General features: G+C 72.7%; 20 protein-coding genes. 17 read left to right on the top strand and 3 right to left on the bottom strand.

Translation table 11 applies throughout. The annotated features are described in order from the left end of the window. Positions 1–70: 70 nt before the first annotated feature. The 15 genes from IEZ20_RS16270 to IEZ20_RS16200 all read left to right on the top strand — a co-directional run bounded on the left by IEZ20_RS16270 (position 71) and on the right by IEZ20_RS16200 (position 15,062). On the top strand, positions 71–1,705 hold the full coding sequence (locus tag IEZ20_RS16270; RefSeq protein ID WP_189299005.1) for an acyl-CoA dehydrogenase family protein: 1,635 nt from the start codon (positions 71–73) through the stop codon (positions 1,703–1,705). A gap of 307 nt (positions 1,706–2,012) precedes the next feature. Next, on the top strand, positions 2,013–3,296 hold the full coding sequence (locus IEZ20_RS16265; RefSeq protein ID WP_373303933.1) for a GAF domain-containing protein: 1,284 nt from the start codon (positions 2,013–2,015) through the stop codon (positions 3,294–3,296). A 168-nt stretch (positions 3,297–3,464) separates the two neighbouring features. Beyond that, positions 3,465–4,799, top strand: a complete 1,335-nt coding sequence (locus IEZ20_RS16260) for a hypothetical protein (RefSeq protein WP_189298992.1) — start codon at positions 3,465–3,467, stop codon at positions 4,797–4,799. Between the two features lie 107 nt (positions 4,800–4,906). Beyond that, complete coding sequence (locus IEZ20_RS16255; RefSeq protein ID WP_189298990.1) at positions 4,907–5,479, top strand: GNAT family N-acetyltransferase; 573 nt, start codon at positions 4,907–4,909, stop codon at positions 5,477–5,479. 127 nt (positions 5,480–5,606) lie between these two features. Next, positions 5,607–5,690: a putative leader peptide gene (locus IEZ20_RS40715; RefSeq protein WP_309486338.1), complete on the top strand. Its 84-nt coding sequence runs from the start codon at positions 5,607–5,609 to the stop codon at positions 5,688–5,690. A 124-nt stretch (positions 5,691–5,814) separates the two neighbouring features. Further along, positions 5,815–7,515: a nitrite/sulfite reductase gene (locus IEZ20_RS16250; RefSeq protein WP_189298988.1), complete on the top strand. Its 1,701-nt coding sequence runs from the start codon at positions 5,815–5,817 to the stop codon at positions 7,513–7,515. After that, entirely contained in the window at positions 7,512–7,694 is a 183-nt protein-coding gene (locus IEZ20_RS16245; protein WP_189298986.1) for a hypothetical protein, read from the top strand. Before IEZ20_RS16250 ends, IEZ20_RS16245 begins: the two co-directional genes overlap by 4 nt. Then, the gene (locus IEZ20_RS16240; protein ID WP_189298984.1) at positions 7,691–8,401 is read left to right on the top strand and encodes a phosphoadenylyl-sulfate reductase; all 711 of its coding nucleotides are present in this window, start codon (positions 7,691–7,693) and stop codon (positions 8,399–8,401) included. Before IEZ20_RS16245 ends, IEZ20_RS16240 begins: the two co-directional genes overlap by 4 nt. An 86-nt stretch (positions 8,402–8,487) precedes the next feature. Further along, positions 8,488–9,024: an adenylyl-sulfate kinase gene (gene cysC, locus IEZ20_RS16235; protein WP_189298982.1), complete on the top strand. Its 537-nt coding sequence runs from the start codon at positions 8,488–8,490 to the stop codon at positions 9,022–9,024. Then, positions 9,021–9,956, top strand: coding sequence for a sulfate adenylyltransferase subunit CysD (cysD, locus tag IEZ20_RS16230; protein ID WP_189298979.1), 936 nt, complete (start codon positions 9,021–9,023; stop codon positions 9,954–9,956). Before cysC ends, cysD begins: the two co-directional genes overlap by 4 nt. A gap of 2 nt (positions 9,957–9,958) precedes the next feature. Then, the gene (locus IEZ20_RS16225) at positions 9,959–11,293 is read left to right on the top strand and encodes a sulfate adenylyltransferase subunit 1 (protein WP_189298977.1); all 1,335 of its coding nucleotides are present in this window, start codon (positions 9,959–9,961) and stop codon (positions 11,291–11,293) included. 235 nt (positions 11,294–11,528) lie between these two features. Then, positions 11,529–12,638, top strand: coding sequence for an aliphatic sulfonate ABC transporter substrate-binding protein (locus tag IEZ20_RS16215; protein ID WP_189298967.1), 1,110 nt, complete (start codon positions 11,529–11,531; stop codon positions 12,636–12,638). A gap of 12 nt (positions 12,639–12,650) precedes the next feature. Further along, positions 12,651–13,454, top strand: a complete 804-nt coding sequence (locus tag IEZ20_RS16210) for an ABC transporter ATP-binding protein (protein WP_189298965.1) — start codon at positions 12,651–12,653, stop codon at positions 13,452–13,454. Then, the gene (locus IEZ20_RS16205; RefSeq protein WP_189298963.1) at positions 13,441–14,319 is read left to right on the top strand and encodes an ABC transporter permease; all 879 of its coding nucleotides are present in this window, start codon (positions 13,441–13,443) and stop codon (positions 14,317–14,319) included. Before IEZ20_RS16210 ends, IEZ20_RS16205 begins: the two co-directional genes overlap by 14 nt. Positions 14,320–14,321: 2 nt before the next feature. Beyond that, entirely contained in the window at positions 14,322–15,062 is a 741-nt protein-coding gene (locus tag IEZ20_RS16200; protein WP_373303932.1) for a sirohydrochlorin chelatase, read from the top strand. A gap of 217 nt (positions 15,063–15,279) precedes the next feature. Here IEZ20_RS16200 and IEZ20_RS16195 read toward each other — a convergent pair whose 3' ends face one another. Both IEZ20_RS16195 and IEZ20_RS16190 read right to left on the bottom strand, forming a co-directional pair. Then, positions 15,280–15,609, bottom strand: coding sequence for a hypothetical protein (locus IEZ20_RS16195; protein WP_189298960.1), 330 nt, complete (start codon positions 15,607–15,609; stop codon positions 15,280–15,282). A 922-nt stretch (positions 15,610–16,531) separates the two neighbouring features. Beyond that, positions 16,532–17,548, bottom strand: a complete 1,017-nt coding sequence (locus tag IEZ20_RS16190) for a ketopantoate reductase family protein (protein WP_189298958.1) — start codon at positions 17,546–17,548, stop codon at positions 16,532–16,534. 297 nt (positions 17,549–17,845) lie between these two features. On the opposite strand from IEZ20_RS16190, the gene IEZ20_RS16185 reads away from it, so the two are divergent. Beyond that, on the top strand, positions 17,846–20,089 hold the full coding sequence (locus IEZ20_RS16185) for an MMPL family transporter (protein ID WP_189298956.1): 2,244 nt from the start codon (positions 17,846–17,848) through the stop codon (positions 20,087–20,089). Positions 20,090–20,310: 221 nt separating this feature from the next. Beyond that, a complete protein-coding gene (locus IEZ20_RS40380; RefSeq protein WP_268253057.1) occupies positions 20,311–20,439 on the top strand; it encodes a hypothetical protein in 129 nt (42 codons plus the stop codon). A 78-nt stretch (positions 20,440–20,517) separates the two neighbouring features. Here the strand turns inward: IEZ20_RS40380 and mgt are convergent, their stop codons facing one another. Beyond that, positions 20,518–21,732 (bottom strand): macrolide-inactivating glycosyltransferase, encoded by a 1,215-nt coding sequence (mgt, locus tag IEZ20_RS16180; RefSeq protein WP_189298954.1) that lies wholly within the window; start codon positions 21,730–21,732, stop codon positions 20,518–20,520. Between the last annotated feature and the right edge of the window lie 36 nt (positions 21,733–21,768).

Below are 21,768 nucleotides of genomic sequence, written 5' to 3'. Positions count from 1 at the left end.
CCGGCCGCGCCGTGCCGCTCCGCGGGCCGTCACTGCCATCATCGGCGCCGTCCCGGGTAGGTTCGCAGTCATGGCAGGCACCTCCACCCACACCGTGACGAACCAGCCGCCCCCGCTGGTCGGCTATGACGTCTTCACCGCGGACCGGGCCCTCGTGGAGGCCGTCGACCGGTACACCGGTCCGGACGTCCTGGACGAGGTGCGCGGCGAGCTGTCGGCGCTCGGCCGGGCCGCCGGCTCGGCGCAGCTGCAGGAGTGGGCGGTACAGGCGAACGACTGCCCGCCCCGGCTGCGCAGCCACGACCGGTACGGCCACCGGATCGACGAGGTCGAGTTCCACCCCGCCTGGCACCGGCTGCTCGGCAAGGGTGTCTCGGCCGGCCTGACCGGCGCCTGGACCCGGCCCTCCGGGCACGTGCGCCGGGCGGCCGGCTTCCTGGTCTGGACGCAGGCCGAGGCGGGCACCTGCTGCCCGCTGTCGATGACGCACGCGGCCGTGCCCGCGCTGCGCGCCGACCCGGAGCTGGCCGCCGAGTGGGAGCCCCGGCTGGCGTCCACGGTCTACGACCGGGAGCTGCGGCCCGCCGGTCAGAAGCCCGGTGCGCTGTTCGGGATGGGCATGACCGAGAAGCAGGGCGGCAGCGACGTCCGCGCGAACACCACCCGGGCCCGGCCCCTCGCGGAGTCCGGGACGTACGCGCTGACCGGGCACAAGTGGTTCTGCTCGGCGCCCATGTCGGACGCGTTCCTGGTGCTCGCGCAGGCGCCGGACGGGCTCACCTGTTTCCTCGTCCCGCGGGTCCTGCCCGACGGCGGCCGCAACACCTTCCTGATCCAGCGGCTGAAGGACAAACTGGGCAACCGCTCGAACGCCTCCGCCGAGGTGGAGTTCGACGGCACCTGGGCGCGCCGGGTCGGTGAGGAGGGGCGCGGGGTGCGCACGATCATCGGGATGGTCACCGCGACCCGGCTGGACTGCGCGCTCGGCTCGGCGGGCCTGATGCGGCAGGCGGTGGCGCAGGCCGTGCACCACTGCACGTACCGGGAGGCGTTCGGCGGGAAGCTGGTCGACAAGCCTCTGATGCGCAATGTCCTCGCCGACCTGGCGCTGGAGTCCGAGGCGGCGACCGCGCTCGCGCTGCGGCTGGCCGCCGCGTACGACGACGGGGGCGAGCAGGAGCGCGCGTTCCTGCGGCTCGCGGTGCCCGCCGCCAAGTACTGGATCACCAAGCGCTGTGCCCCGGTGGCCGTGGAGGCCGCCGAGTGCCTGGGCGGCAACGGATACGTGGAGGACTCCGGCCTGCCCCGGCTGGTGCGGGAGTCGCCGCTGAACTCCGTCTGGGAGGGCGCCGGGAACGTACAGGCGCTGGACGTGCTGCGGGCGCTGCAGCGGGAACCGGGTGCGCTGGACGCCTGCCTCACCGAGATCGGCCGGGCTCACGGCGCCGACCACCGGCTGGACCGTGCGGTGAAGGACCTGTTCACCGAACTCGCCGACCTGGACGGCATCGAGGGCCGGGCCCGACGTCTGGTGGAACGGCTCGCCCTCGCTCTCCAGGGCTCCCTCCTGGTACGGCACGCGCCCCCGGAGGTCGCCGACGCCTTCTGCGCCTCCCGCCTGGGCGGCGATCACGGAGCGTCGTTCGGCACGCTGCCGGCGGGGCTGGACCTGGAGTCGGTGGTGGACCGGGCAAGGCCGGCCTGACCTCCCTCGGTCGACCGCACTTCCGGCCGGCTCCGCGGAGGCACCCGGCCGGCTTCCCGGAGGGAGGGGGTGATGCTGCGCCGACACGGCACCACCCCCCACTGGGTCAAGTCTCAGCCACCCCCCGGCGGTCCACCAGGGTTGCAGGGGGTTGCAACTTATGGGGGCACGTGCGCGGAGTCTGTGCCTCCGCCATGCCCGGAGCGGCAGTATGAGGGGCGCAGCCGGACCGGATCCCGCCGCCCGGACGGCTTGACAAGTGTGTTCGACGCCCTTTTCCGGGAGGACCGCAGTGGGGAACCCGCCGATGAACGTGGCGCGCCTGGCCGCCGTGGACGCGGCACAGGCGGCGCGGGTGCTGAGCGAGGTGCGTGAGGCCGCGCTCGCCGGACGACGTGCGCGGATCGCGCCCCGGCCGGTGATCGAGCAGTCGTGGGGGCGGGTGCTGCGCAGCGGCGTCGACCCGGAGCGCGACGTCCGCTCCCGGCTGTTGCCGTCCGACGAGGTGCGGCGCCGGCGGGAGGAGTCGCCGCTGCGGCACGTCCTGCCGGTCCTGCGGGAGGGTCTGCTTTCGGTCGCGGACGTCTCCCAGCACATCATGGTCGTGGCGGACGCCGACGGGCGCGTGCTGTGGCGGGAGGGGGCGGCCGCGGTCCTGCGCAAGGCCGACGGGCTCGGCTTCGAACTCGGCGCGGACTGGCGGGAAGACGTCGTCGGCACCAACGGTGTGGGCACCCCGGCGGTGGTGCGGCGGCCGGTCCAGGTGTTCGCCGGCGAGCACTTCGTACGGTCGCAGACGTCCTGGACGTGCACGGGGGCGCCGATCACCGATCCGCGGGACGGCCGGCTGCTCGGGGTGGTGGATGTCAGCGGTCCGCTGGAGACCATGCACCCGGCCACCCTGGCCTGGGTGGACTCGGTGGCCAAGCTGGCCGAGGCCCGGCTGCGGGAGCTGCATCTGGCCTCCCTGGAGCGGCTGCGGGCGGTGGCGGCGCCGGTGCTGGCCCGGCTGGCCGGGCGGGCGCTGGTGGTGGACCGGGACGGCTGGTCGGCGGCCGTGACCGGCATGCCGTACGTACGACGGGTGGCGCTGCCCAAGTCGCTGGCGCCGGGCCGCCGGTGGCTGCCCTCGGTCGGTTCGTGCGCGGTCGAGCCGCTGGCCGGGGGCTGGCTGCTGCGGGCGGAGGACGAGCCGCGGGCCGGTGCCGTCCGCCGGGTCGTGCTGGACCTCGCCCGGCCGGGGCGCCGCACGGTGACGGTCGAGGAGTCGGCGGTCTCCTGGTCGCGGGAACTGAGTCCGCGCCATGCCGAATTGCTGTTCCTGCTCGCCGAGCACCGCGCCGGGCGCGGGGCGGCGGAGCTGGCCGAGGACCTGTTCGGCGATCCGTCCAGAACCGTCACCGTACGGGCGGAGATATCCAGGATCCGGCGGTATCTGGGGGAAATCCTCCAGCATCGGCCGTATCGTTTCAGCGAGGATGCGGAAGTCACGGTCGTTCTGCCGGACGATCCGCGTGAGCTGCTCACACAGTCGACGGCGCCGGCGGTGACCCGGAAGCGGAATGCCGAGTACGGCGGCCGGCCCGGGTAGCCGCCGGACGGGGCGGCACCGGACCCGCCCGCGCGTCTTCCGCCGATCTGCGGGGTCTTGGCCCTGCCCGGCCCGTTCCTGCCGTAGCATCCGGTACGGGCCCCCCACCTGCTCCTCGCGTCAACGTACGGATCACGAGGCGCAGTTGGCCCGCCCTCTGGAGGAGAGATGAAGCATCGCGGCAGACACCGCCGGCGCAGGCGGGGCGCGGCACTGCGCGCCGTTCTGACCGGGACCGCGCTGGCGCTCACCGCCGCCGCGACCCTGATCAGCGCCTCCCAGGCCGAGGTCACCGAGAGCCCGGGCGCGCTGAAGCCGCTGACCTCCCCGGCGGACACCGGCCCGCTCCGGCTCCAGGAGGACCTGGTCCCGGCCCGCACACTGGACCGGCTCACCGCCGCGATGGGCCGCCCGGTCGGTGTGGACGCCGTCCTGCGGAGCGCCGACCGCGGCCTGCGCGAGGCCGCCGACTGCTCCTCCGGCGACCGCGCGTCCCTGCCCGTCGCGCCGGCCGCCGCCCGCGCCTACTGCTGGGACCCGGCCGACACCGCCGACGACGCCTGGCGGCCGGCCTCGGTGACCACCTCCGGGGCCGCCGACGACGACGGCGTCTGGGGCACCCACCGCGTCGTCCTCGCGGGCTGGACCCACAGCACCACCGCCGGCCGCGCCGCCGAGCGCGGCCTCGCCCGGGTCGCCGTCGTCGACGCCGACGACCCCGCGCACCTCGCCTACCGCTGGGTGCTGCTGGTGGTGCCGGTCGACGGCGGCCGGGACTACCGGGGCCTGGCCTCCGGCATCTCCGGCATGGTCTGGTACGAGAACAAGCTCCTGGTCACCACCACGGCGGGCGGCGCCGACGCGCTCTACGTCTACGACCTCGACCGCATCCAGCGGACCACGGTGGACGGGCCCGCGATCGGCCGGGTGCCCGGCGGCTGGTCCGCGGACGGCTACCGCTACGTGCTGCCCGCCGTCGGCTCGTACCGCTACACGGACGGCCGCTGCACCCCCTCCGGGCCGCCCTGCCCCGGGGCGCTCGCCGTCGACCGCGGCACGGCACCCGACAGCCTGGTCGCCGCGGAGCGGACCCCGCCCGGCACCGACCGGCACGCCCGGCTGTGGCGGTACGCGTTCAGCACCGACCCGGCGCGCCCGGGGCTGCTCGCCACGGGCGCCCGGGGGCGGGCGGACGCGGTGGAGGCGCTGCGGACCCGGACGGGCGGGATCCGGGGCGTGCTGTCGTACCGGCCGGCGGGGGCGGACCGGGCGTCCTGGTATGTGGGACGGCTGCCCGCTTCGCAGGACGGGCACGGCGGTCTGTGGCGGCAGGACACCGAGGGGGCCCGGCCGGCCCGCTGCGGCGCCGACGCCTCGGACCGCTGCTGGGCACGGGAGTCGGGCTCCCTCTCCTACTGGCCGGCGACCGGCGAGGTGTGGTCGTTGTCCGACAGGATGCTCTTCGCACTGCCGCTGGCCGACCTCGACCGCTCCCTGGACTGAGCCGGCGGGCCCGGGCCGGACCGCGGGTGCCCCACCCCCCGGCCCCCGGCCCTCCAGCCCCCGGGAGCCGATCGACAGACCGGCCCACGGGATGGTTCCCTGGCCGCATGAGCAGCGCCCCTGTCACCACCTGGTCCCTGGAGCAGACGTCCCCGGCCGACCTCCTGCCCGCCGCCGCGCCCGACGGCGACGTCCGGATCGTCCGCGCCGAGGTGCCCTCCCCCGAGTTCAGCCGGTTCCTGTACGCCTCGGTCGGCGGCGACATCCACTGGACCGACCGGCTGGGCTGGACGTACACGCGGTGGCAGGAGTACCTGGAGCGGCCCGGTGTGGAGACCTGGGTGGCCTACGACCACGGCACCCCGGCCGGCTACGTCGAGTTGGAGCCGCAGGAGGAGGGCGTGGTCGAGATCGTCTACTTCGGGCTGATCCCCGCCTTCCGCGGCCGGCGCATCGGCGGCCATCTGCTGGCACAGGGCACGGCCCGCGCCTGGGACCTGGCCGAGCGGTGGCCGGGGCGGACGCCGACCAAGCGGGTGTGGCTGCACACGTGCAGCAAGGACGGCGAGTTCGCGATGGACAACTACCAGCGGCGCGGCTTCAAGCTGTTCGACACCAAGGTGGAGCTGGAGCCGGACGTGGCCACACCGGGGCCGTGGCCCGGGGCATACCCCGCCTGACCTGCCAGGACAAGCCTTCCGGCACCGCATGTGAGCGACGACACCCTTGTCCCACTCTTCGGGACAAGGGTGTCCGCATGATGGACGAAGCTGGACTCTGTCCAGATCGCCGTGACACGCTGCCGTCATGTCTGGAACTGGAATTGCCTTGGTGAGTCGGCGGCACGTCGACCTCGGCCGCATGTCCAGCGCCATCTGTCCGGCGAGCTGACGCCCCAGCACCGCCGCGAACCCCCGCACTCCACTCTCCTTGCGCAAGGACGCGCACGCCTGCCCGCGTGCGCGCGTCCGTGCAGGTCAGACCTGACTCCCACCGGTCCGAAGGACGTACAACCATGGCCGCCACCCCACAGAACCCCGCCGCCTCCGCGCCCCGCCGCAAGGTGAGCCGTCATCGCGGTGAGGGCCAGTGGGCCGTCGGCCACCTCACGCCCCTCAACGGCAACGAGCAGTTCAAGAAGGACGACGACGGTCTCAATGTGCGGACACGCATTGAGACGATCTACTCCAAGCGCGGCTTCGACTCGATCGACCCGAACGATCTGCGCGGCCGGATGCGCTGGTGGGGGCTGTACACCCAGCGCAAGCCCGGGATCGACGGCGGCAAGACCGCGATCCTGGAGCCGGAGGAGCTGGACGACCGCTACTTCATGCTGCGCGTCCGCATCGACGGCGGGGCCCTGACCACGCGGCAGCTGCGGGTGATCGGCGAGATCTCGCAGGAGTTCGCGCGCGGCACGGCCGACATCACCGACCGGCAGAACGTCCAGTACCACTGGATCCGGATCGAGGACGTGCCCGAGATCTGGAACCGGCTCGAGGGCGTCGGGCTGTCCACGGTCACCGCCTGCGGTGACACCCCGCGTGTGATGATCGGCTCCCCGGTGGCGGGCATCGCCGAGGACGAGATCATCGACGCCACGCCGGCGCTGGAGGAGATGAAGCGCCGGGTCCTGAACAACAAGGCGTACTCCAACCTCCCCCGGAAGTTCAAGACGGCCATCTCGGGTTCGCCGCTGCTGGACGTCGTGCACGAGATCAACGACGTCGCGTTCGTCGGCGTACGCCACCCCGAGCACGGGCCGGGCTTCGACGTGTGGGTGGGCGGCGGCCTGTCCACCAACCCCAAGCTGGGCGTGCGGCTCGGCGCGTGGGTGCCGATCGACGAGGTCCCGGACGTCTACGAGGGCGTCATCTCGATCTTCCGTGACTACGGCTACCGCCGGCTGCGCAACCGCGCCCGGCTGAAGTTCCTCGTCGCGGACTGGGGCGCGGAGAAGTTCCGGCAGGTGCTGGAGGACGAGTACCTCGGCGGACGCAAGCTGATCGACGGCCCGGCCCCCGAGCAGCCGGTACAGCAGTGGCGCGACCACATCGGGGTGCACCGGCAGAAGGACGGCCGGTTCTACGTCGGTTTCGCGCCGCGCGTCGGCCGGGTCGACGGGACCACGCTGACGAAGGTCGCCGACCTCGCCGAGGCGCACGGCTCGGGCCGGGTCCGCACCACCGTCGAGCAGAAGATGATCATCCTCGACGTCGAGCAGGACCGGGTCGACTCGCTGGTGGAGGGCCTGGAGGCGCTGGACCTCACCGCCCGGCCGTCCTCCTTCCGGCGCGGCACCATGGCCTGCACCGGCATCGAGTTCTGCAAGCTCGCCATCGTGGAGACCAAGCAGCGGGGCTCGCAGCTGATCGACGAACTGGAGCGGCGCCTGCCGGACTTCGACGAGCCGATCACCATCAACCTCAACGGCTGCCCGAACGCCTGCGCCCGCATCCAGGTCGCGGACATCGGTCTCAAGGGCCAGCTGGTCCTCGACGACCAGGGCGAGCAGGTCGAGGGCTACCAGGTGCACCTGGGCGGCGCGCTCGGCCTGGAGCCGGGCTTCGGCCGCAAGGTGCGCGGCCTGAAGGTGACGTCGGAGGAACTGCCCGACTACATCGAGCGGGTGCTGAAGCGGTTCCAGGCGGAGCGCGAGGACGGCGAGCGGTTCGCGGCCTGGGCCTCCCGGGCCTCCGAGGAGGCTCTGTCATGAGCGAGCGGGCCGCACCGTTCTACTGCCCCTACTGCGGCGACGAGGACCTGCGTCCGAGCGACGAGGGCCACGGCGCCTGGGAATGCGGGGCGTGCAACCGCGCATTCCGGCTGAAGTTCCTGGGGCTGCTGGCCCGGGGCGTTCAGCGAGCCGACAACGGAGGGGATGACCGGATATGACGACGGCTCAGGACGAGCGTACGACCGAGGAGTTGAAGGCACTCGCCGAGCAGGCGGGCCGCGACCTGGAGGACGCGTCCGCGCTGGAGATCCTCCAGTGGGCGGTGGACACCTTCGGCTCGACGTTCTGCGTCACCTCCTCCATGGAGGACGCCGTGGTCGCCCACCTCGCCTCGCGCGTACTGAAGGGCGTCGACGTCGTCTTCCTCGACACCGGCTACCACTTCCCGGAGACCATCGGCACCCGGGACGCCGTGGAGGCCGTGATGGACGTCAACGTCATCACCCTCACCCCGCGGCAGACGGTCGCCGAGCAGGACGCGGAGTACGGCCCGAAGCTGCACGACCGCGACCCCGACCTGTGCTGCGCGCTGCGCAAGGTGCGGCCCCTGGAAGAGGGCCTGAAGGGCTACCGGGCATGGGCGACGGGCCTGCGCCGCGACGAGTCCCCGACCCGGGCGAACACCCCGGTCGTCGGCTGGGACGAGAAGCGGCAGAAGGTCAAGATCTCGCCGATCGCCCGCTGGACCCAGGACGACGTGGACGCGTACATCGCCGAACACGGCGTGCTCACCAACCCGTTGCTGATGGACGGCTACACCTCCGTGGGCTGCGCCCCCTGCACCCGCCGGGTTCTGGAGGGCGAGGACGCGCGGGCCGGCCGCTGGGCGGGCCGCGCCAAGACCGAGTGCGGGCTGCACGGATGACGGCGCCCACGGCCACGCACACGTCGTCCGCAGCTGCCGTTGCCACTGCTGTGGCGGACACCACCACTGCGATTCAGGAGAACCACGTGACGACCGGAGCCACCGTCTGGCTCACGGGTCTGCCGAGCGCCGGCAAGACCACCATCGCCCACGAACTGGCGGGCCGGCTGCGCGGCGAGGGCCACCGGGTCGAGGTGCTCGACGGCGACGAGATCCGCGAGTTCATCTCGGCGGGCCTGGGCTTTTCCCGGGAGGACCGGCACACCAACGTGCAGCGCATCGGCTTCGTCGCCGAGCTGCTCGCCCGCAACGGCGTCAAGGCGCTGGTGCCGGTGATCGCGCCGTACGCGGACAGCCGGAACGCGGTGCGGGGGCGGCACGAGGAGAACGGGACGCCGTACCTGGAGATCCATGTGGCCACCCCGGTCGAGGTGTGCAGCGTGCGGGACGTGAAGGGCCTGTACGCCAAGCAGGCCGCGGGCGAGCTGTCCGGGCTCACCGGCGTGGACGACCCGTACGAGGAGCCGGCGACGCCCGACCTGCGGATCGAGTCGCAGCACCAGACGGTGCAGGAGTCCGCCGCGTCGGTGTACGCGCTGCTGAGCGAGAGGGGACTGGCATGACCACGGTCGCCAAGGTGGAAGAGGGCACGGACAGCCCGTACGCCCTGTCGCACCTGGACGCTCTGGAGTCCGAGGCGGTGCACATCTTCCGTGAGGTGGCGGGCGAGTTCGAGAACCCGGTGATCCTGTTCTCCGGCGGCAAGGACTCCATCGTCATGCTGCACCTGGCGCTGAAGGCGTTCACGCCCGCGCCGGTGCCGTTCTCCCTGCTGCACGTGGACACGGGACACAACTTCCCGGAGGTCCTCGAGTACCGGGACCGTGTGGTGGCCGCACATGGGCTGCGCCTCCATGTGGCCTCCGTCCAGGACTACATCGACCGCGGTGTGCTCAAGGAGCGCCCCGACGGCACCCGTAACCCGCTCCAGACGCTTCCTCTCACCGAGAAGATCCAGTCGGAGAAGTTCGACGCGGTCTTCGGCGGCGGACGGCGTGACGAGGAGAAGGCCCGCGCCAAGGAGCGCGTCTTCTCCCTGCGCGACGAGTTCTCCCAGTGGGACCCGCGCCGCCAGCGTCCCGAGCTGTGGAACCTGTACAACGGCCGGCACGCCCCCGGCGAGCACGTCCGGGTCTTCCCGCTCAGCAACTGGACCGAGCTGGACGTCTGGCAGTACATCGCCCGCGAGGGCATCGAGCTGCCGCAGATCTACTTCGCGCACGAGCGCGAGGTGTTCCAGCGGGGCGGCATGTGGCTGACCGCGGGCGAGTGGGGCGGCCCGAAGGAGGGCGAGACCGTCGAGAAGCGGCAGGTGCGCTACCGCACCGTCGGCGACATGTCCTGCACCGGCGCCGTCGACTCCGACGCGACCACGCTGGACGCCGTCATCGCCGAGATCGCCGCGTCCCGGCTGACCGAGCGGGGCGCGACCCGCGCCGACGACAAGCTGTCCGAGGCCGCGATGGAAGACCGCAAGCGCGAGGGGTACTTCTAAGCATGAGCACGACCACGACCGAGGCGCTCTCGGCCACCACCCTGCTGCGGTTCGCCACCGCCGGCTCCGTCGACGACGGCAAGTCCACCCTCGTCGGACGGCTGCTGCACGACTCCAAGTCGGTCCTCGCCGACCAGCTGGAGGCCGTGGAGCGGGCCTCCGCGAGCCGCGGCCAGGAGGGCCCGGACCTCGCGCTGCTCACCGACGGCCTGCGCGCCGAGCGGGAGCAGGGCATCACCATCGACGTGGCCTACCGCTACTTCGCCACGCCCCGCCGCCGGTTCATCCTCGCCGACACCCCCGGCCATGTGCAGTACACCCGCAACATGGTCACCGGTGCGTCGACGGCCGAGCTGACGGTGGTCCTGGTCGACGCCCGCAACGGCGTGGTCGAGCAGACCCGCCGGCACGCCGCCATCGCCGCCCTGCTCCGCGTCCCGCACGTCGTCCTCGCCGTCAACAAGATGGACCTCGTCGGGTACGAGGAGAAGGTCTTCGCCGCCATCGCCGAGGAGTTCACGGCCTACGCGACCGAGCTGGGCGTCCCGGAGGTCACCGCGATCCCGATCTCGGCGCTGGCCGGCGACAACGTGGTGGAGCCGTCCGCGAACATGGACTGGTACGGCGGCCCCACCGTGCTGGAGCACCTGGAGACCGTTCCGGTCAGCCACGACCTGGCGCACTGCCACGCGCGGCTGCCCGTGCAGTACGTGATCCGGCCGCAGACCGCCGAGCACCCGGACTACCGGGGCTACGCGGGCCAGATCGCGGCCGGTACCTTCCGGGTGGGCGAGCAGGTCACCGTCCTGCCGTCCGGCCGCACCTCGACGATCTCCGGCATCGACCTGCTCGGCGAGCCGGTCGACGTCGCCTGGACGACGCAGTCGGTGACGGTGCTGCTCGCGGACGACATCGACGTCTCGCGCGGCGACCTGATCGTGCCGACGAAGGACGCGCCGGCCACCACGCAGGACGTGGAGGCGACCGTCTGCCATGTCGCCGACGCCCCGCTGACCGTCGGCCACCGCGTGCTCCTCAAGCACGGCACGCGCACGGTCAAGGCGATCGTGAAGGACATCCCGTCCCGGCTGACGCTGGACGACCTGTCCCTGCACCCGCACCCGGGACAGCTCGTCGCCAACGACATCGGCCGGGTGAAGATCCGTACCGCCGAGCCGCTGCCGGTCGACTCCTACGCCGACTCGCGCCGCACGGGCTCGTTCATCCTGATCGACCCGAACGACGGCACCACGCTCACCGCGGGCATGGTCGGCGAGTCGTTCGCGTCCCCGGAGCCGGTGAAGGACGAGCCCGACGAGGACGGTTGGGACTTCTGAGCATGAGATCACCTGACGTCTACTCGACGTTCGCGAAGGAGGGCGGCCGCGTCGGCAGCGGCGCCCTCGGCAGCGGGCAGGGCGGGGTCGCGCGATGTGTGTGCTGACGTACGCGCACCGCTCGCGCGCCCACTCCCCCCACCCGACGTCCCGGATGCGACGAAGACCCTTTGCCGAACTCCCGGCCACGACCTGAGAGACCGTGACCGCCGGGCCAACGAGAGGAAAGCCTCCCGTGCCTGCCATCCGCTCCACCTTCCTGCGCCGCGGCACAGCCGCGCTCGCCGCACTCCCCCTCTTGGCCCTCGCAGCCTGCGGCTACGGGTCCGAGTCCCGGGACGACAAGCCCGCCAAGGTCGCCGCCGGCGCCGAGAAGACCGACGGGCTGGACACCGTCAAGATCGGTTACTTCGGCAACCTCACCCACGGGACCGCGCTGGTCGGCGTGCAGAAGGGCTTCTTCCAGAAGGAGCTCGGCGCGACCGAGGTCAAGCCCGCCGTCTTCAACGCCGGCCCGTCCGAGATCGAGGCCCTCAACTCCGGCTCCATCGACATCGGCTGGATCGGCCCGTCCCCGGCGATCAACGGCTACACCAAGTCGAACGGCAAGAGCCTGAGGATCATCGGCGGTTCGGCCTCCGGCGGTGTGAAGCTGGTCGTGAACCCGGAGAAGATCAAGTCCCTGAAGGACGTCAAGGGCAAGAAGATCGCCACCCCGCAGCTGGGCAACACGCAGGACGTGGCGTTCCTCAACTGGGCCGCCGAGCAGGGCTGGAAGGTCGACGCCCAGAGCGGCAAGGGCGATGTCACCGTCGTCCGCACCGACAACAAGATCACCCCGGACGCCTACAGGTCCGGCTCGGTCGACGGTGCCTGGGTGCCGGAGCCGACCGCGTCGAAGCTGGTCGCCGAGGGCGGCAAGGTGCTGCTGGACGAGTCGGCCCTGTGGCCGGACAAGAAGTTCGTCATCACGAACATCATCGTGCGGCAGGGCTTCCTCAAGGAGCACCCGAAGGCGGTCGAGGCCGTTCTGAAGGCGGCCGTCGAGACCAACAAGTGGATCAACGCCCACCCGGACGAGGCGAAGGCCGCCGCGAACAAGCAGCTGGAGACGGACTCCGGCAAGGCGCTGTCGGCGAAGGTCCTGGACCCGGCGTGGAAGTCCATCCGGTTCACCGACGACCCGCTGGCCGCCACCCTCGACACCGAGGCCCGGCACGCGGTCAAGGCCGGGCTGCTGGACAAGCCGAACCTCAAGGGGATCTACGACCTGACGATCCTCAACAAGGTCCTCAAGGCCGAGGGCGAGAGCCCGGTCGACGACGCCGGCCTCGGCTCCAGCTGACGCCGGTCCCCGATGAGTCCCCAGGAGGTGACGACCATGGCCACGACCCTCGCCGAGGCCGACGAGACCGTCGACTTCGCGGCACGCCTCGAGCACGTCTCGAAGTCCTTCACGGGACCGGGCGGGCAGCAGCTCGTCCTGGACGACATCAGCATCGATGTCGCGCCGGGCGAGTTCGTCACCCTCCTGGGGGCGTCGGGCTGCGGCAAGTCCACGCTGCTGAACCTGGTGGCCGGACTGGACCGGCCGACCGCCGGGTCCATCACCACGGACGGCCGGCCCGCCCTGATGTTCCAGGAGCACGCCCTGTTCCCGTGGCTGACCGCGGGCAAGAACATCGAACTCGCCCTGAAGCTCCGGGGCGTGCCCAAGCCCCTGCGCCGCGACAAGGCCGAGGAACTGCTCGAACTGGTCCGGCTGAAGGGCGCGTACGGCAAGCGCGTGCACGAACTGTCCGGCGGTATGCGCCAGCGCGTGGCGATGGCCCGCGCGCTCGCGCAGGAGAGCAACCTGCTGCTGATGGACGAGCCGTTCGCCGCGCTCGACGCCATCACCCGGGACGTCCTGCACGACGAGCTGACCCGTATCTGGGCGGAGACCGGCGTGTCCGTGCTGTTCGTGACGCACAACGTGCGCGAGGCCGTGCGGCTCGCGCAGCGCGTGGTCCTGCTGTCCTCCCGTCCGGGACGGATCGCACGCGAGTGGGAGGTCGACATCCCGCAGCCGCGCCGGATCGAGGACGCGCCGGTGGCCGAACTGTCCCTTGAGATCACCGAAGTACTGCGGGGGGAGATCCGCCGTCATGGCCAGCACTGAGACGACACCGGTCCAGGACGCCGGGAGCGTCGAAGCGGGCCTGGACGCGCTGGAGACCACGGCCACCGGCCGGCCGCCCCTCCGGCAGACCTTCGTCAACAAGATCCTGCCGCCGATCACCGCCGTCGCGGTGGTGCTCGTGGCCTGGTACGTCCTCTACCCGGTCGTCGACGATCCGACGAAGCTGCCGTCGCCGGGTGCCGTGGCCGGCGCCTTCCAGGACGCCTGGCTCAAGGGCGACCTGGTCGGCTACATCTGGACCAGCGTCTCGCGCGGTCTGCTGGGCTTCGTCTTCGCGCTGCTCATCGGCACCCCGCTGGGTCTGGTGGTGGCCCGGGTGAAGTTCGTGCGCGCGGCCATCGGGCCGATCCTGTCCGGCCTGCAGTCGCTGCCGTCGGTGGCGTGGGTGCCGCCGGCGGTGATCTGGCTCGGTCTGAACAACTCCATGATGTACGCGGTGATCCTGCTCGGTGCCGTCCCGTCCATCGCCAACGGCCTGGTGTCCGGCGTCGACCAGGTGCCGCCGCTGTTCCTGCGGGCGGGTCGCACGCTGGGCGCGACGGGTGTGAGGGGCATCTGGCACGTCACGCTGCCGGCGGCGCTGCCCGGCTATGTGGCGGGCCTCAAGCAGGGCTGGGCCTTCTCCTGGCGTTCGCTGATGGCCGCCGAGATCATCGCGAGCTTCCCCGACCTGGGCGTGGGCCTCGGCCAGTTGCTGGAGAACGCCCGTACGGCCAGCGACATGGCCATGGTGTTCGAGGCGATCCTGCTCATCCTGTTCGTCGGCATCGCGATCGACCTGCTGATCTTCAGCCCGCTGGAGCGGTGGGTGCTGCGCAGCCGCGGCCTGCTGGTGAAGGGCTGACCGTGCGCGACAGGCCCGTTCTCCTCGTCATCGCCCACGGCAGCCGCGACCCGCGGCACGCGGCGACCGTGCACGCCCTGGTGGAGCGGGTGCGGTCGCTGCGGCCGGGCCTGCGCGTGGAGACCGGGTTCCTGGACTTCAACGTCCCGTCCGTGCACGGGGTACTGGAGTCGCTGGCGGCGGAGGGGGTGCGGGACGTCGTCGCCCTGCCGCTGCTGCTGACCCGCGCCTTCCACGCCAAGGCCGACATCCCGGCCGTGCTGCGGGACGCGCCGGCGCGGCTGCGGATCCGGCAGGCGGAGGTCCTCGGGCCGTCCCCGCTGCTGCTGTCGGCGCTGGAACGGCGCCTGTACGAGGCGGGTCTGACGCCCGCCGACAAGTCCTCGACCGGGGTCGTACTGGCCTCGGCGGGGTCCTCCGACCCGGAGGCGATCGCGGTGATCGCCGACATCGCGCGGGAGTGGTGGCACACCGGTTGGTGCGCCGTGCGGCCTGCGTTCGCCTCCGCGTCCCTTCCCCGCACCGAGGACGCGGTACGCGAACTGCGTGCCCTCGGCTGCGAGCGGGTCGCCGTCGCGCCGTACGTCCTGGCCCCGGGCTTCCTGCCGGACCGCATCGCGCGGGGCGCGGCCGGCGCGGACGTCCTGGCCGACGTGCTGGGGGCGGCGCCGGAGGTGGCCCGGGTCCTGCTGGAACGGTACGACGCGGCCGGGCGGCCGGCTCTGACGGCGCTCGGCGCGTGAGCGCTGCGCGGCCTCGGCTCCGTGGTCGGCTGCGGGTTCGCTGTGGTTCGTCGCGCGGTTCCCCGCGCCCCTCGTGGGGCGCCGTGGTGCTGTCGGCCTGTCGGCCGTACGGGACCCTGCCGTACCGGCAGGCTCCCGCCTGCTCGGTTCTCTCGAGTCGGTGCGGGCGCGGTGATTTCCGTGGGCCGGAGCCCCGTGGCGGCGGGGCTCCGGCCGCTCACAGGCCGAGGGCGCTGAAGAGCTGCTGGGTGTAGGCGAGGCTGCCGGTGCCGGCCGAGGCCGCGATGGCGATCGTCTCCAGCGCGGAGCGGATCCGGCCCCGGTTCGGGGGCAGGCCGTCGTCGGCGGACTCCTGGAACTGCGCCATGATGGTCTCGCCCTGGGGCACCAGTTCCGGGTACTCCGCGCGGAGCGCCTCGATGAGCCGATCGGTGAGGTCCATCATGGTCGGCAGATCGGGGTGGGCGTGGGCGTGGTTGATCTGGGTCTGCCCGTGGTCGCCGAAGTGGGCCGGGCCGTTGACGTTGCCGAAGCTGTAGGTGCTCATGTCTGATCCTCGCTTACGCTCCGGCGGCTCGGTTCCGGGCCGGAGGAGCCGTCGGATGGAGGGGGTTACGGCTTCGGCGCGGGCGGACCGGATCCCCCGGGTCCGGGGCCGCTCCGGGCCCCCGGGCCGCCCTGGGGTCCGGGCCGTCGCTGCCCGTCCAGGAGGACCGTCCCGTGCGCGCCGAAGTTGGTGGGGCGGCTGACGTTACCGATGTTGCGGGTGTGCGTGTCGACGGCCTGTGACGGACCGCGATCCACGCCACCGTGCAGGCGCCGAGAGGGCCGAAAATCGCCACCCGTCCGAGTGATGGGTGTGCGTTGACCGGTCCCCGGAGCGCGACGCGGAGCACGACGGGTACGGCCGCCGGTCGGCCGGCGAGCCGGCGGTCGGGGGCGGCGCGGCGGAGGGTGGCCACGCGGGCGTGCCGGGTGAGGGCGGCGAAGCCGGGGCTCGGCCCCGGGGCGTTTTGCCGGTCTCCGGTGGGCGCCCGGTCGGCGTACGGGGCGCAGTCGTCGTCGCGGTGCCTCGGGGCGCTCGGGCGCCGGGGCACCCCGTCCTCGCGGTACTGCGGCAACGACGGCCATGGTCTGCCGGTCACACTCATCCGTCCGTCCCCCTCAGGCGTTCCGCGCGTTTCACCCTAGGGACGCCGCCGCGGGTTTGTCGCGGGGTTCGGTGAGGGGCGGTGCCGGGGGGCGGGGGTGTGGTAACGGCGGCCGCGGTCCGGCGCTCCCCTGTGACGTCGGACCGCGGCGGCTCTTCGTTCTGCGCCGGTCGGGGCTGCCGTGTCACACGCGCGCTGCGGCCGTCCCGCGGGAGGGGCGTTTATCGGCCAACTCTGCTTCGGGTCGGTCGGCCCGGGGGCGCCTCAGGGTGACGTGGCCGGGGTGGCGGGAGGCGGGCCCCGGCGGGTGCACCAGGGTCAACTGCCGTGCCGTACCGCCTCGTCGGCCAGCCGCGCCAGTTCCGTGACCGGCAGGGAACCCGCCGCCCGGTGTTCGCGGGCGAACCGGTTCGCGAGGCGTTGCAGGAGCTCGTTCAGCGGGGTGGGGACGCCGTGCAGCCGGCCGAGCAGGACGATCTCGCCGTTGAGGTGGTCCGCCTCGATGGTGCCGGTGCCCCGGACGAGGGACTGCCAGGAGGAGCCGCCGCCGCGCGGGGTCCCGTCCAGCGGGACCAGGGTGACCTTGTCGCCGCGGGCCGCACGCTGCTCCTCCGCACCGGCGTAGGGGATACCGGCGGCGTCGAGCACCGCCCGGCCCTCGGCGCGGACGCGGGCCAGCAGGGCCTGGGCGGCCTCGCTCGTCACGGGTCCGCTGACCGCTTCCAGGGCGTTGCCGAGGTTGTCGAGCAGCTTGGCGTACTGCCAGCGGGCCACGTCGGGCACGACAGGCGCCTCGAAGTGCGCGTCGGCGAGGTCGGCGGCGATCCGGCGGGCGGTGTCGTCGGTGCCGTGCGGGGTGCGGCCGAGGTGCAGGACGCCGGTGAGCGGGGTGCCGGCGGCGGAGACGACACCGGGTTCCACGAAGGTGGACGGCAGCCAGACGCAGACGCCGTACACGTGCCGGAAGCGGCGCAGCGCCAGCCGGCCGCTCTCGACGCCGTTCTGCAGGCAGACGAGCGGCAGCCGTTCGGCCGCCGTGCCGCCGCTGGCCACGGGCACGTCGGCCCAGGTGCCCAGGGCGGCCACGGTGTCCTGGGTCTTCACGGCGAGGAGGAGGACGTCGTCGGCGCGCAGCTCACCGAGCGGGGCCGGTCCGTCGACGGCGGGCAGACGGTACGTCAGCTCGCCCTCGGGAACACGCAGTCGCAGCCCGTTCTCCCGCAGGGCGGCCAGGTGCCGGCCGCGGGCGACGAGCACGACCTCGCGCCCGGCCTGGGCCAGCCGGCCACCGACGGTGCCGCCGACCGCGCCGGCCCCGATGACTGTGTAGCGCATGGCGCAGAGCCTCGCACACGCGCGCGGCGCCCGGCACCCGGTGGCGGGGGGCGGCCGTCGTGCCCCTTGCGGCCGTCGTGCCCCGTCGGCGGATCGGACACCTGGCCCTGAGGGCCGCCCCCGAGATCCGGCGATAGATGTAAGGGGCCGCTGTCCTCCCCAGCGGTGACCCGGGCCCCGCGCGGCTCACCGGGCAGTACGACGATATGGCTTTATCCCGCCCCTACCGTCGAACCGGAGCAAGCACAGAGGTGGCGGCAGGGGGCCGTCACCGCACACGAGGGGGGCACACCCGTCATGGGGAACACAGAGGTGCGGGTGCGGGGGCTGGCCGCCCGTGCCGGCGGCTGGAGCGCCCGGCACCGCTGGGCGGCCGTCGGCATATGGGTACTGTTCGTCGTCCTGGCGATGGGACTCGGCTCGGCGGCGGGCCGGGTCGACGTGAGCGAGAGCGACCAGCTCAAGGGCGAGACACACACCGCCGCGAAGATCATCGATGACGCCGGGATCAAGGAGCCGGCCGGGGAGACCGTCCTGGTCCAGTCGAAGGACGGCGCCGTCCAGGCCGGCAGCGCCCCGTTCCGCGCCGCCGTCGCCGACGTGGTGGAGGCCGTCGAGGGCACCGGCCAGGTCACCCACGTGACCTCGCCGTACGACACGCACACCGTCTCCCGGGACGGCCGCAGCGCCCTGGTCCGGTTCGACCTGCGCGGCGACGCGGAGACGGCAGCCGACCGGATCCAGCCGGTGCTGGACGCCGTCAACGGGGTGCAGAAGAAGCACGGCGGCCTGCGGATCGAGGAGATCGGCGGCGCCAGCATGCAGAAGCAGTACAAGGACGCCTTCGGGGACGACTTCCAGCAGGCCGAGTACTCGGCGGTGCCGGTCGCCCTCGGCATCCTGCTGATCGCGTTCGGCGCGCTGGTGGCGGCGCTGCTGCCGGTGGCCCTCGCGATCACCGCGATCATGGCGACGATGGGCCTGATGGGCCTGGTCAGCCACCTCCAGCCGATGAGCGACACCGCCAACTCCGTGATGCTGCTGGTCGGTATGGCCGTCGGCGTCGACTACTGCCTGTTCTACCTGCGCCGCGAGCGCGAGGAACGGGAGGCCGGCCGGGACGCGGGCACCGCGCTCCGGATCGCCGCCGCCACCAGCGGGCGGGCGGTCATCGTCTCCGGTGTCACGGTGTGCGTGGCGATGGCGGGCATGCTGTTCACCGGGCTCGCCGAGTTCGAGGCGATGGGCCTGGCCTCGCTGATGGTCGTGGCGGTCGCCATGGTCGGCTCGGTGACCGTGCTGCCGGCGCTGCTGTCGCTGCTCGGCGAGCGCGTCGAGAAGGGCCGCATCCCGTTCCTGGGCCGCCGCAGGCGCCGCGGGAACGGAGAGAGCCGGTTCTGGACGGCCGTACTGCGGGGCGTGCTGGCCAAGCCGCTGGTCTCGGTCCTCGTCGCGGCCGGCGCGCTGCTGGCGGTCGCCGCGCCCGCGCTCGGCATGAAGACCCAGCAGCTCACCCTGGACCAGGAGTTCGGCGACTCGTTGCCCATGGTGCAGACGTACAACCGCCTCAACGACGCCTTCCCCGGCGGCAGCGAACCGGCCCAGGTCGTCGTCAAGGCCAAGGACGTGGGCGCCCCCGAGGTACGGCGGGCGCTGGCCGACTTCAGGAAGCAGGCGGTCGCCTCGGGCGCCTCGCGCGGCCCGGTCGACATCAAGCTGTACGACGCGCAGAACGTCGCCCTCGTCTCCGTACCGCTGGTCGGCGGCTCCGACATGGACCGGGCGACGCAGAGCCTGGAGAAGCTGCGCGACGAGGTGCGGCCCGCCACCCTCGGCAAGGTCGACGGCGTGCGGGCACCGGTCACCGGTCAGGTCGCGGGCAACCACGACTTCAACGACCAGCTGATGGGCTCCGTCGTCCCGGTCTTCGTGTTCGTGGTCGTCTTCGCCTTCCTGCTGATGCTGCTGTCGTTCCGCTCGCTGACCGTCGCGGTCACGTCGATCGTGCTCAACCTGCTGTCGGTGGCCGCCGCCTACGGCATCCTCGTCGCCGTCTTCCAGCACGGCTGGGGGGCCTCGCTGGTGGGTGCGGAGGGGGTCGGTGCGATCGTCACCTGGCTGCCGCTGTTCCTCTTCGTGATCCTGTTCGGGCTGTCGATGGACTACCACGTGTTCGTGGTCTCCCGGATCCGCGAGGCCCGGATGCGCGGCCGTACGACCAAGGACGCGATCCGGCACGGCGTGGTCACCACGGCCGGGGTCGTCACCAGCGCCGCGGTCATCATGGTCGCCGTGTTCGCGATCTTCGGCACGCTGTCCATGCAGTCCATGAAGCAGATGGGCGTGGGCCTGGCGGCGGCGGTGCTGATCGACGCCACGGTCATCCGCGGGGTGCTGCTGCCGGCGGTGATGGCGCTGCTCGGTGAGCGCAACTGGTACCTGCCGAAGTGGCTGCACCGGCTGCCGGACCTCACCCACGACGAGGCGCCGGAGCCGGCCGCCCCGCCGGTGCCGGACCGGGGCGAGCGGCTGACCGTCTGACTCCGCCCGTCGACGCAGGGTCCGTCGGTCCGTGTGGGAACCGACGGGCCCTGCGCGGCTTCTCTCCGGCAGCTTCTCTCCGGCAGCTTCTCTCCGGCAGGACGGACACGACAGAGGCTGAGCAGGCGGAGGCCGCTGAAGGGCGCGCCGGCCGTGCCCGCGGCCGGGCTGCCGGCCGTGCCCCCGCGCACGCGGCGGCACCCCCGGCGTTCAACGTGCTCATGGAGGACGTGCGCTCCGGGAAGACCCTCCTCTTCGACCGCAACGAGCCGTTCACCGACGCCCGCATGAAGGGGCAGCCGGACCCGGCGGGTTCGCCTTCGGGACGCGGTACGTCCGCTTCGGCGTGAGCGGGGCGGCCCGGGCCCGGCCGGGCGCGGTGATCCACACGGCCCGGCTCGACACCACCGCCTGCCTCTGACACTCGCCTAGCTCCCGTCCCGGCCGGGCAGTTCGGCCTCGATGAGGTCGGCCGCCCGCCGGGTGCCGCCCTCCTGCGCCATCTGTGCCTGCACCTCCTTGAGCCGGCGGGCGACCTCCGGGTCGTCCACCAGGGCGAGGGCGGCCTCGCGGAGGCGGTCGGCGGTGGCCTCCTCGGCGGGCAGGTGCCGGGCGACCCCGAGGCCCTGGAGCATGTCGGCGTTGCCGAACTGGTCGACCGCCTGCGGTACGGCGATCATCGGCGTGGCGGTGGCCAGCCCCTCCTGGCTGCCGCCGGCGCCCGCGTGCGTGACGAACAGGTCGGCCTGCCGCAGGATCGCCAGCTGCGGTACCCAGCTGTGCACCTCCACGTGGTCGGGTACGTCGCCCAGCTCGGCGCGGGTCACATGCCGGCCGACCTGCAGGACGACGTGCCAGCCGGGCAGGTCCGCGAAGGCGCGCACGCACTCCCGGTAGAAGTCGGGCTGTTTGGTGAAGGCCGAGCCGAGCGACACCAGCACGACCTTCTCCGCGTCCGCGGGGCGCCGCCAGTCGCCCTGGTCGGCGCGGTCGCCCTGGCAGGCGCCGACGAAGGTGTGGACGCGTTCGTCGACCCGGTCGGCGTGCGGCTGGAGGGCCTTCGGGATGAGCACCAGGGACCGGTCCGGGCGGCCGGCGAAGGCGTCCGGGTGCCGGGTGATGCCGTTCTCGGCCAGCCAGGCCTCGAACCGGGCGTAGTACGCCCGTCCGCGCTCGGTCTGCCGCGGCTCCTTCCACATCGGCTCGGCGACCTCCTCCTCGTACCCCTCCCAGGCGACGAGGTTCGGGGAGAGGGAGATCGCCGGGACGCCCCAGCGGTGGGCGAGGACGCGGGCCGGGTAGGAGGCGATGTCGTGCAGGACGAGGTCGGGGGTGTCGCCGGCGTAGGCCTCGACGAGCTGTGGCAGCGCCTGGATCGCGTCGTCCAGGAACGGCTCCACGTTGTCGAGCAGGGTGCTCCCCCAGGCCTCGGGGTCGGCGTCGGGGCCGGGCAGCGTGGAGGTGTAGAGCACGGGCTCGGCACCGGTGGCGGCCACCTTGTCGGCGAAGGCCGGCGGGATGGCGTAGGTGACCCGGTGGCCCCGGGCGACGAGTTCGCGGATCACCTCGATGCTGGGGTTCACATGGCCGTGGGCGGCGATGGAGAACATGGCGATGTGGGCGGGTGCGGTGACTGGGGTCATGTCAGGGAGACTAGGTGAGACGATACGTCTCGTCTA

Source organism: Streptomyces cinerochromogenes (genome assembly GCF_014648635.1).
GTDB lineage: Bacteria > Actinomycetota > Actinomycetes > Streptomycetales > Streptomycetaceae > Streptomyces > Streptomyces cinerochromogenes.
Note: the sequence above shows the minus strand (reverse complement) of the source record. Positions and strands in the feature narration are given on the sequence as shown.

What these genes read in the sequence shown, in the direction of transcription:
- IEZ20_RS16185 (WP_189298956.1), top strand. Translation starts at nt 17,846, where the DNA reads ATGGGGAACACAGAGGTGCGGGTGCGGGGGCTGGCCGCCCGTGCCGGC.
- mgt (WP_189298954.1), bottom strand. Translation starts at nt 21,732, where the DNA reads ATGACCCCAGTCACCGCACCCGCCCACATCGCCATGTTCTCCATCGCC.
- IEZ20_RS16245 (WP_189298986.1), top strand. Translation starts at nt 7,512, where the DNA reads ATGAGCGAGCGGGCCGCACCGTTCTACTGCCCCTACTGCGGCGACGAG.
- IEZ20_RS16270 (WP_189299005.1), top strand. Translation starts at nt 71, where the DNA reads ATGGCAGGCACCTCCACCCACACCGTGACGAACCAGCCGCCCCCGCTG.
- IEZ20_RS16260 (WP_189298992.1), top strand. Translation starts at nt 3,465, where the DNA reads ATGAAGCATCGCGGCAGACACCGCCGGCGCAGGCGGGGCGCGGCACTG.
- IEZ20_RS16210 (WP_189298965.1), top strand. Translation starts at nt 12,651, where the DNA reads ATGAGTCCCCAGGAGGTGACGACCATGGCCACGACCCTCGCCGAGGCC.
- cysD (WP_189298979.1), top strand. Translation starts at nt 9,021, where the DNA reads ATGACCACGGTCGCCAAGGTGGAAGAGGGCACGGACAGCCCGTACGCC.
- IEZ20_RS40715 (WP_309486338.1), top strand. Translation starts at nt 5,607, where the DNA reads ATGTCTGGAACTGGAATTGCCTTGGTGAGTCGGCGGCACGTCGACCTC.
- IEZ20_RS40380 (WP_268253057.1), top strand. Translation starts at nt 20,311, where the DNA reads ATGGAGGACGTGCGCTCCGGGAAGACCCTCCTCTTCGACCGCAACGAG.
- IEZ20_RS16205 (WP_189298963.1), top strand. Translation starts at nt 13,441, where the DNA reads ATGGCCAGCACTGAGACGACACCGGTCCAGGACGCCGGGAGCGTCGAA.
- IEZ20_RS16225 (WP_189298977.1), top strand. Translation starts at nt 9,959, where the DNA reads ATGAGCACGACCACGACCGAGGCGCTCTCGGCCACCACCCTGCTGCGG.
- IEZ20_RS16240 (WP_189298984.1), top strand. Translation starts at nt 7,691, where the DNA reads ATGACGACGGCTCAGGACGAGCGTACGACCGAGGAGTTGAAGGCACTC.
- IEZ20_RS16250 (WP_189298988.1), top strand. Translation starts at nt 5,815, where the DNA reads ATGGCCGCCACCCCACAGAACCCCGCCGCCTCCGCGCCCCGCCGCAAG.
- IEZ20_RS16190 (WP_189298958.1), bottom strand. Translation starts at nt 17,548, where the DNA reads ATGCGCTACACAGTCATCGGGGCCGGCGCGGTCGGCGGCACCGTCGGT.
- IEZ20_RS16265 (WP_373303933.1), top strand. Translation starts at nt 2,013, where the DNA reads ATGAACGTGGCGCGCCTGGCCGCCGTGGACGCGGCACAGGCGGCGCGG.
- IEZ20_RS16195 (WP_189298960.1), bottom strand. Translation starts at nt 15,609, where the DNA reads ATGAGCACCTACAGCTTCGGCAACGTCAACGGCCCGGCCCACTTCGGC.
- IEZ20_RS16255 (WP_189298990.1), top strand. Translation starts at nt 4,907, where the DNA reads ATGAGCAGCGCCCCTGTCACCACCTGGTCCCTGGAGCAGACGTCCCCG.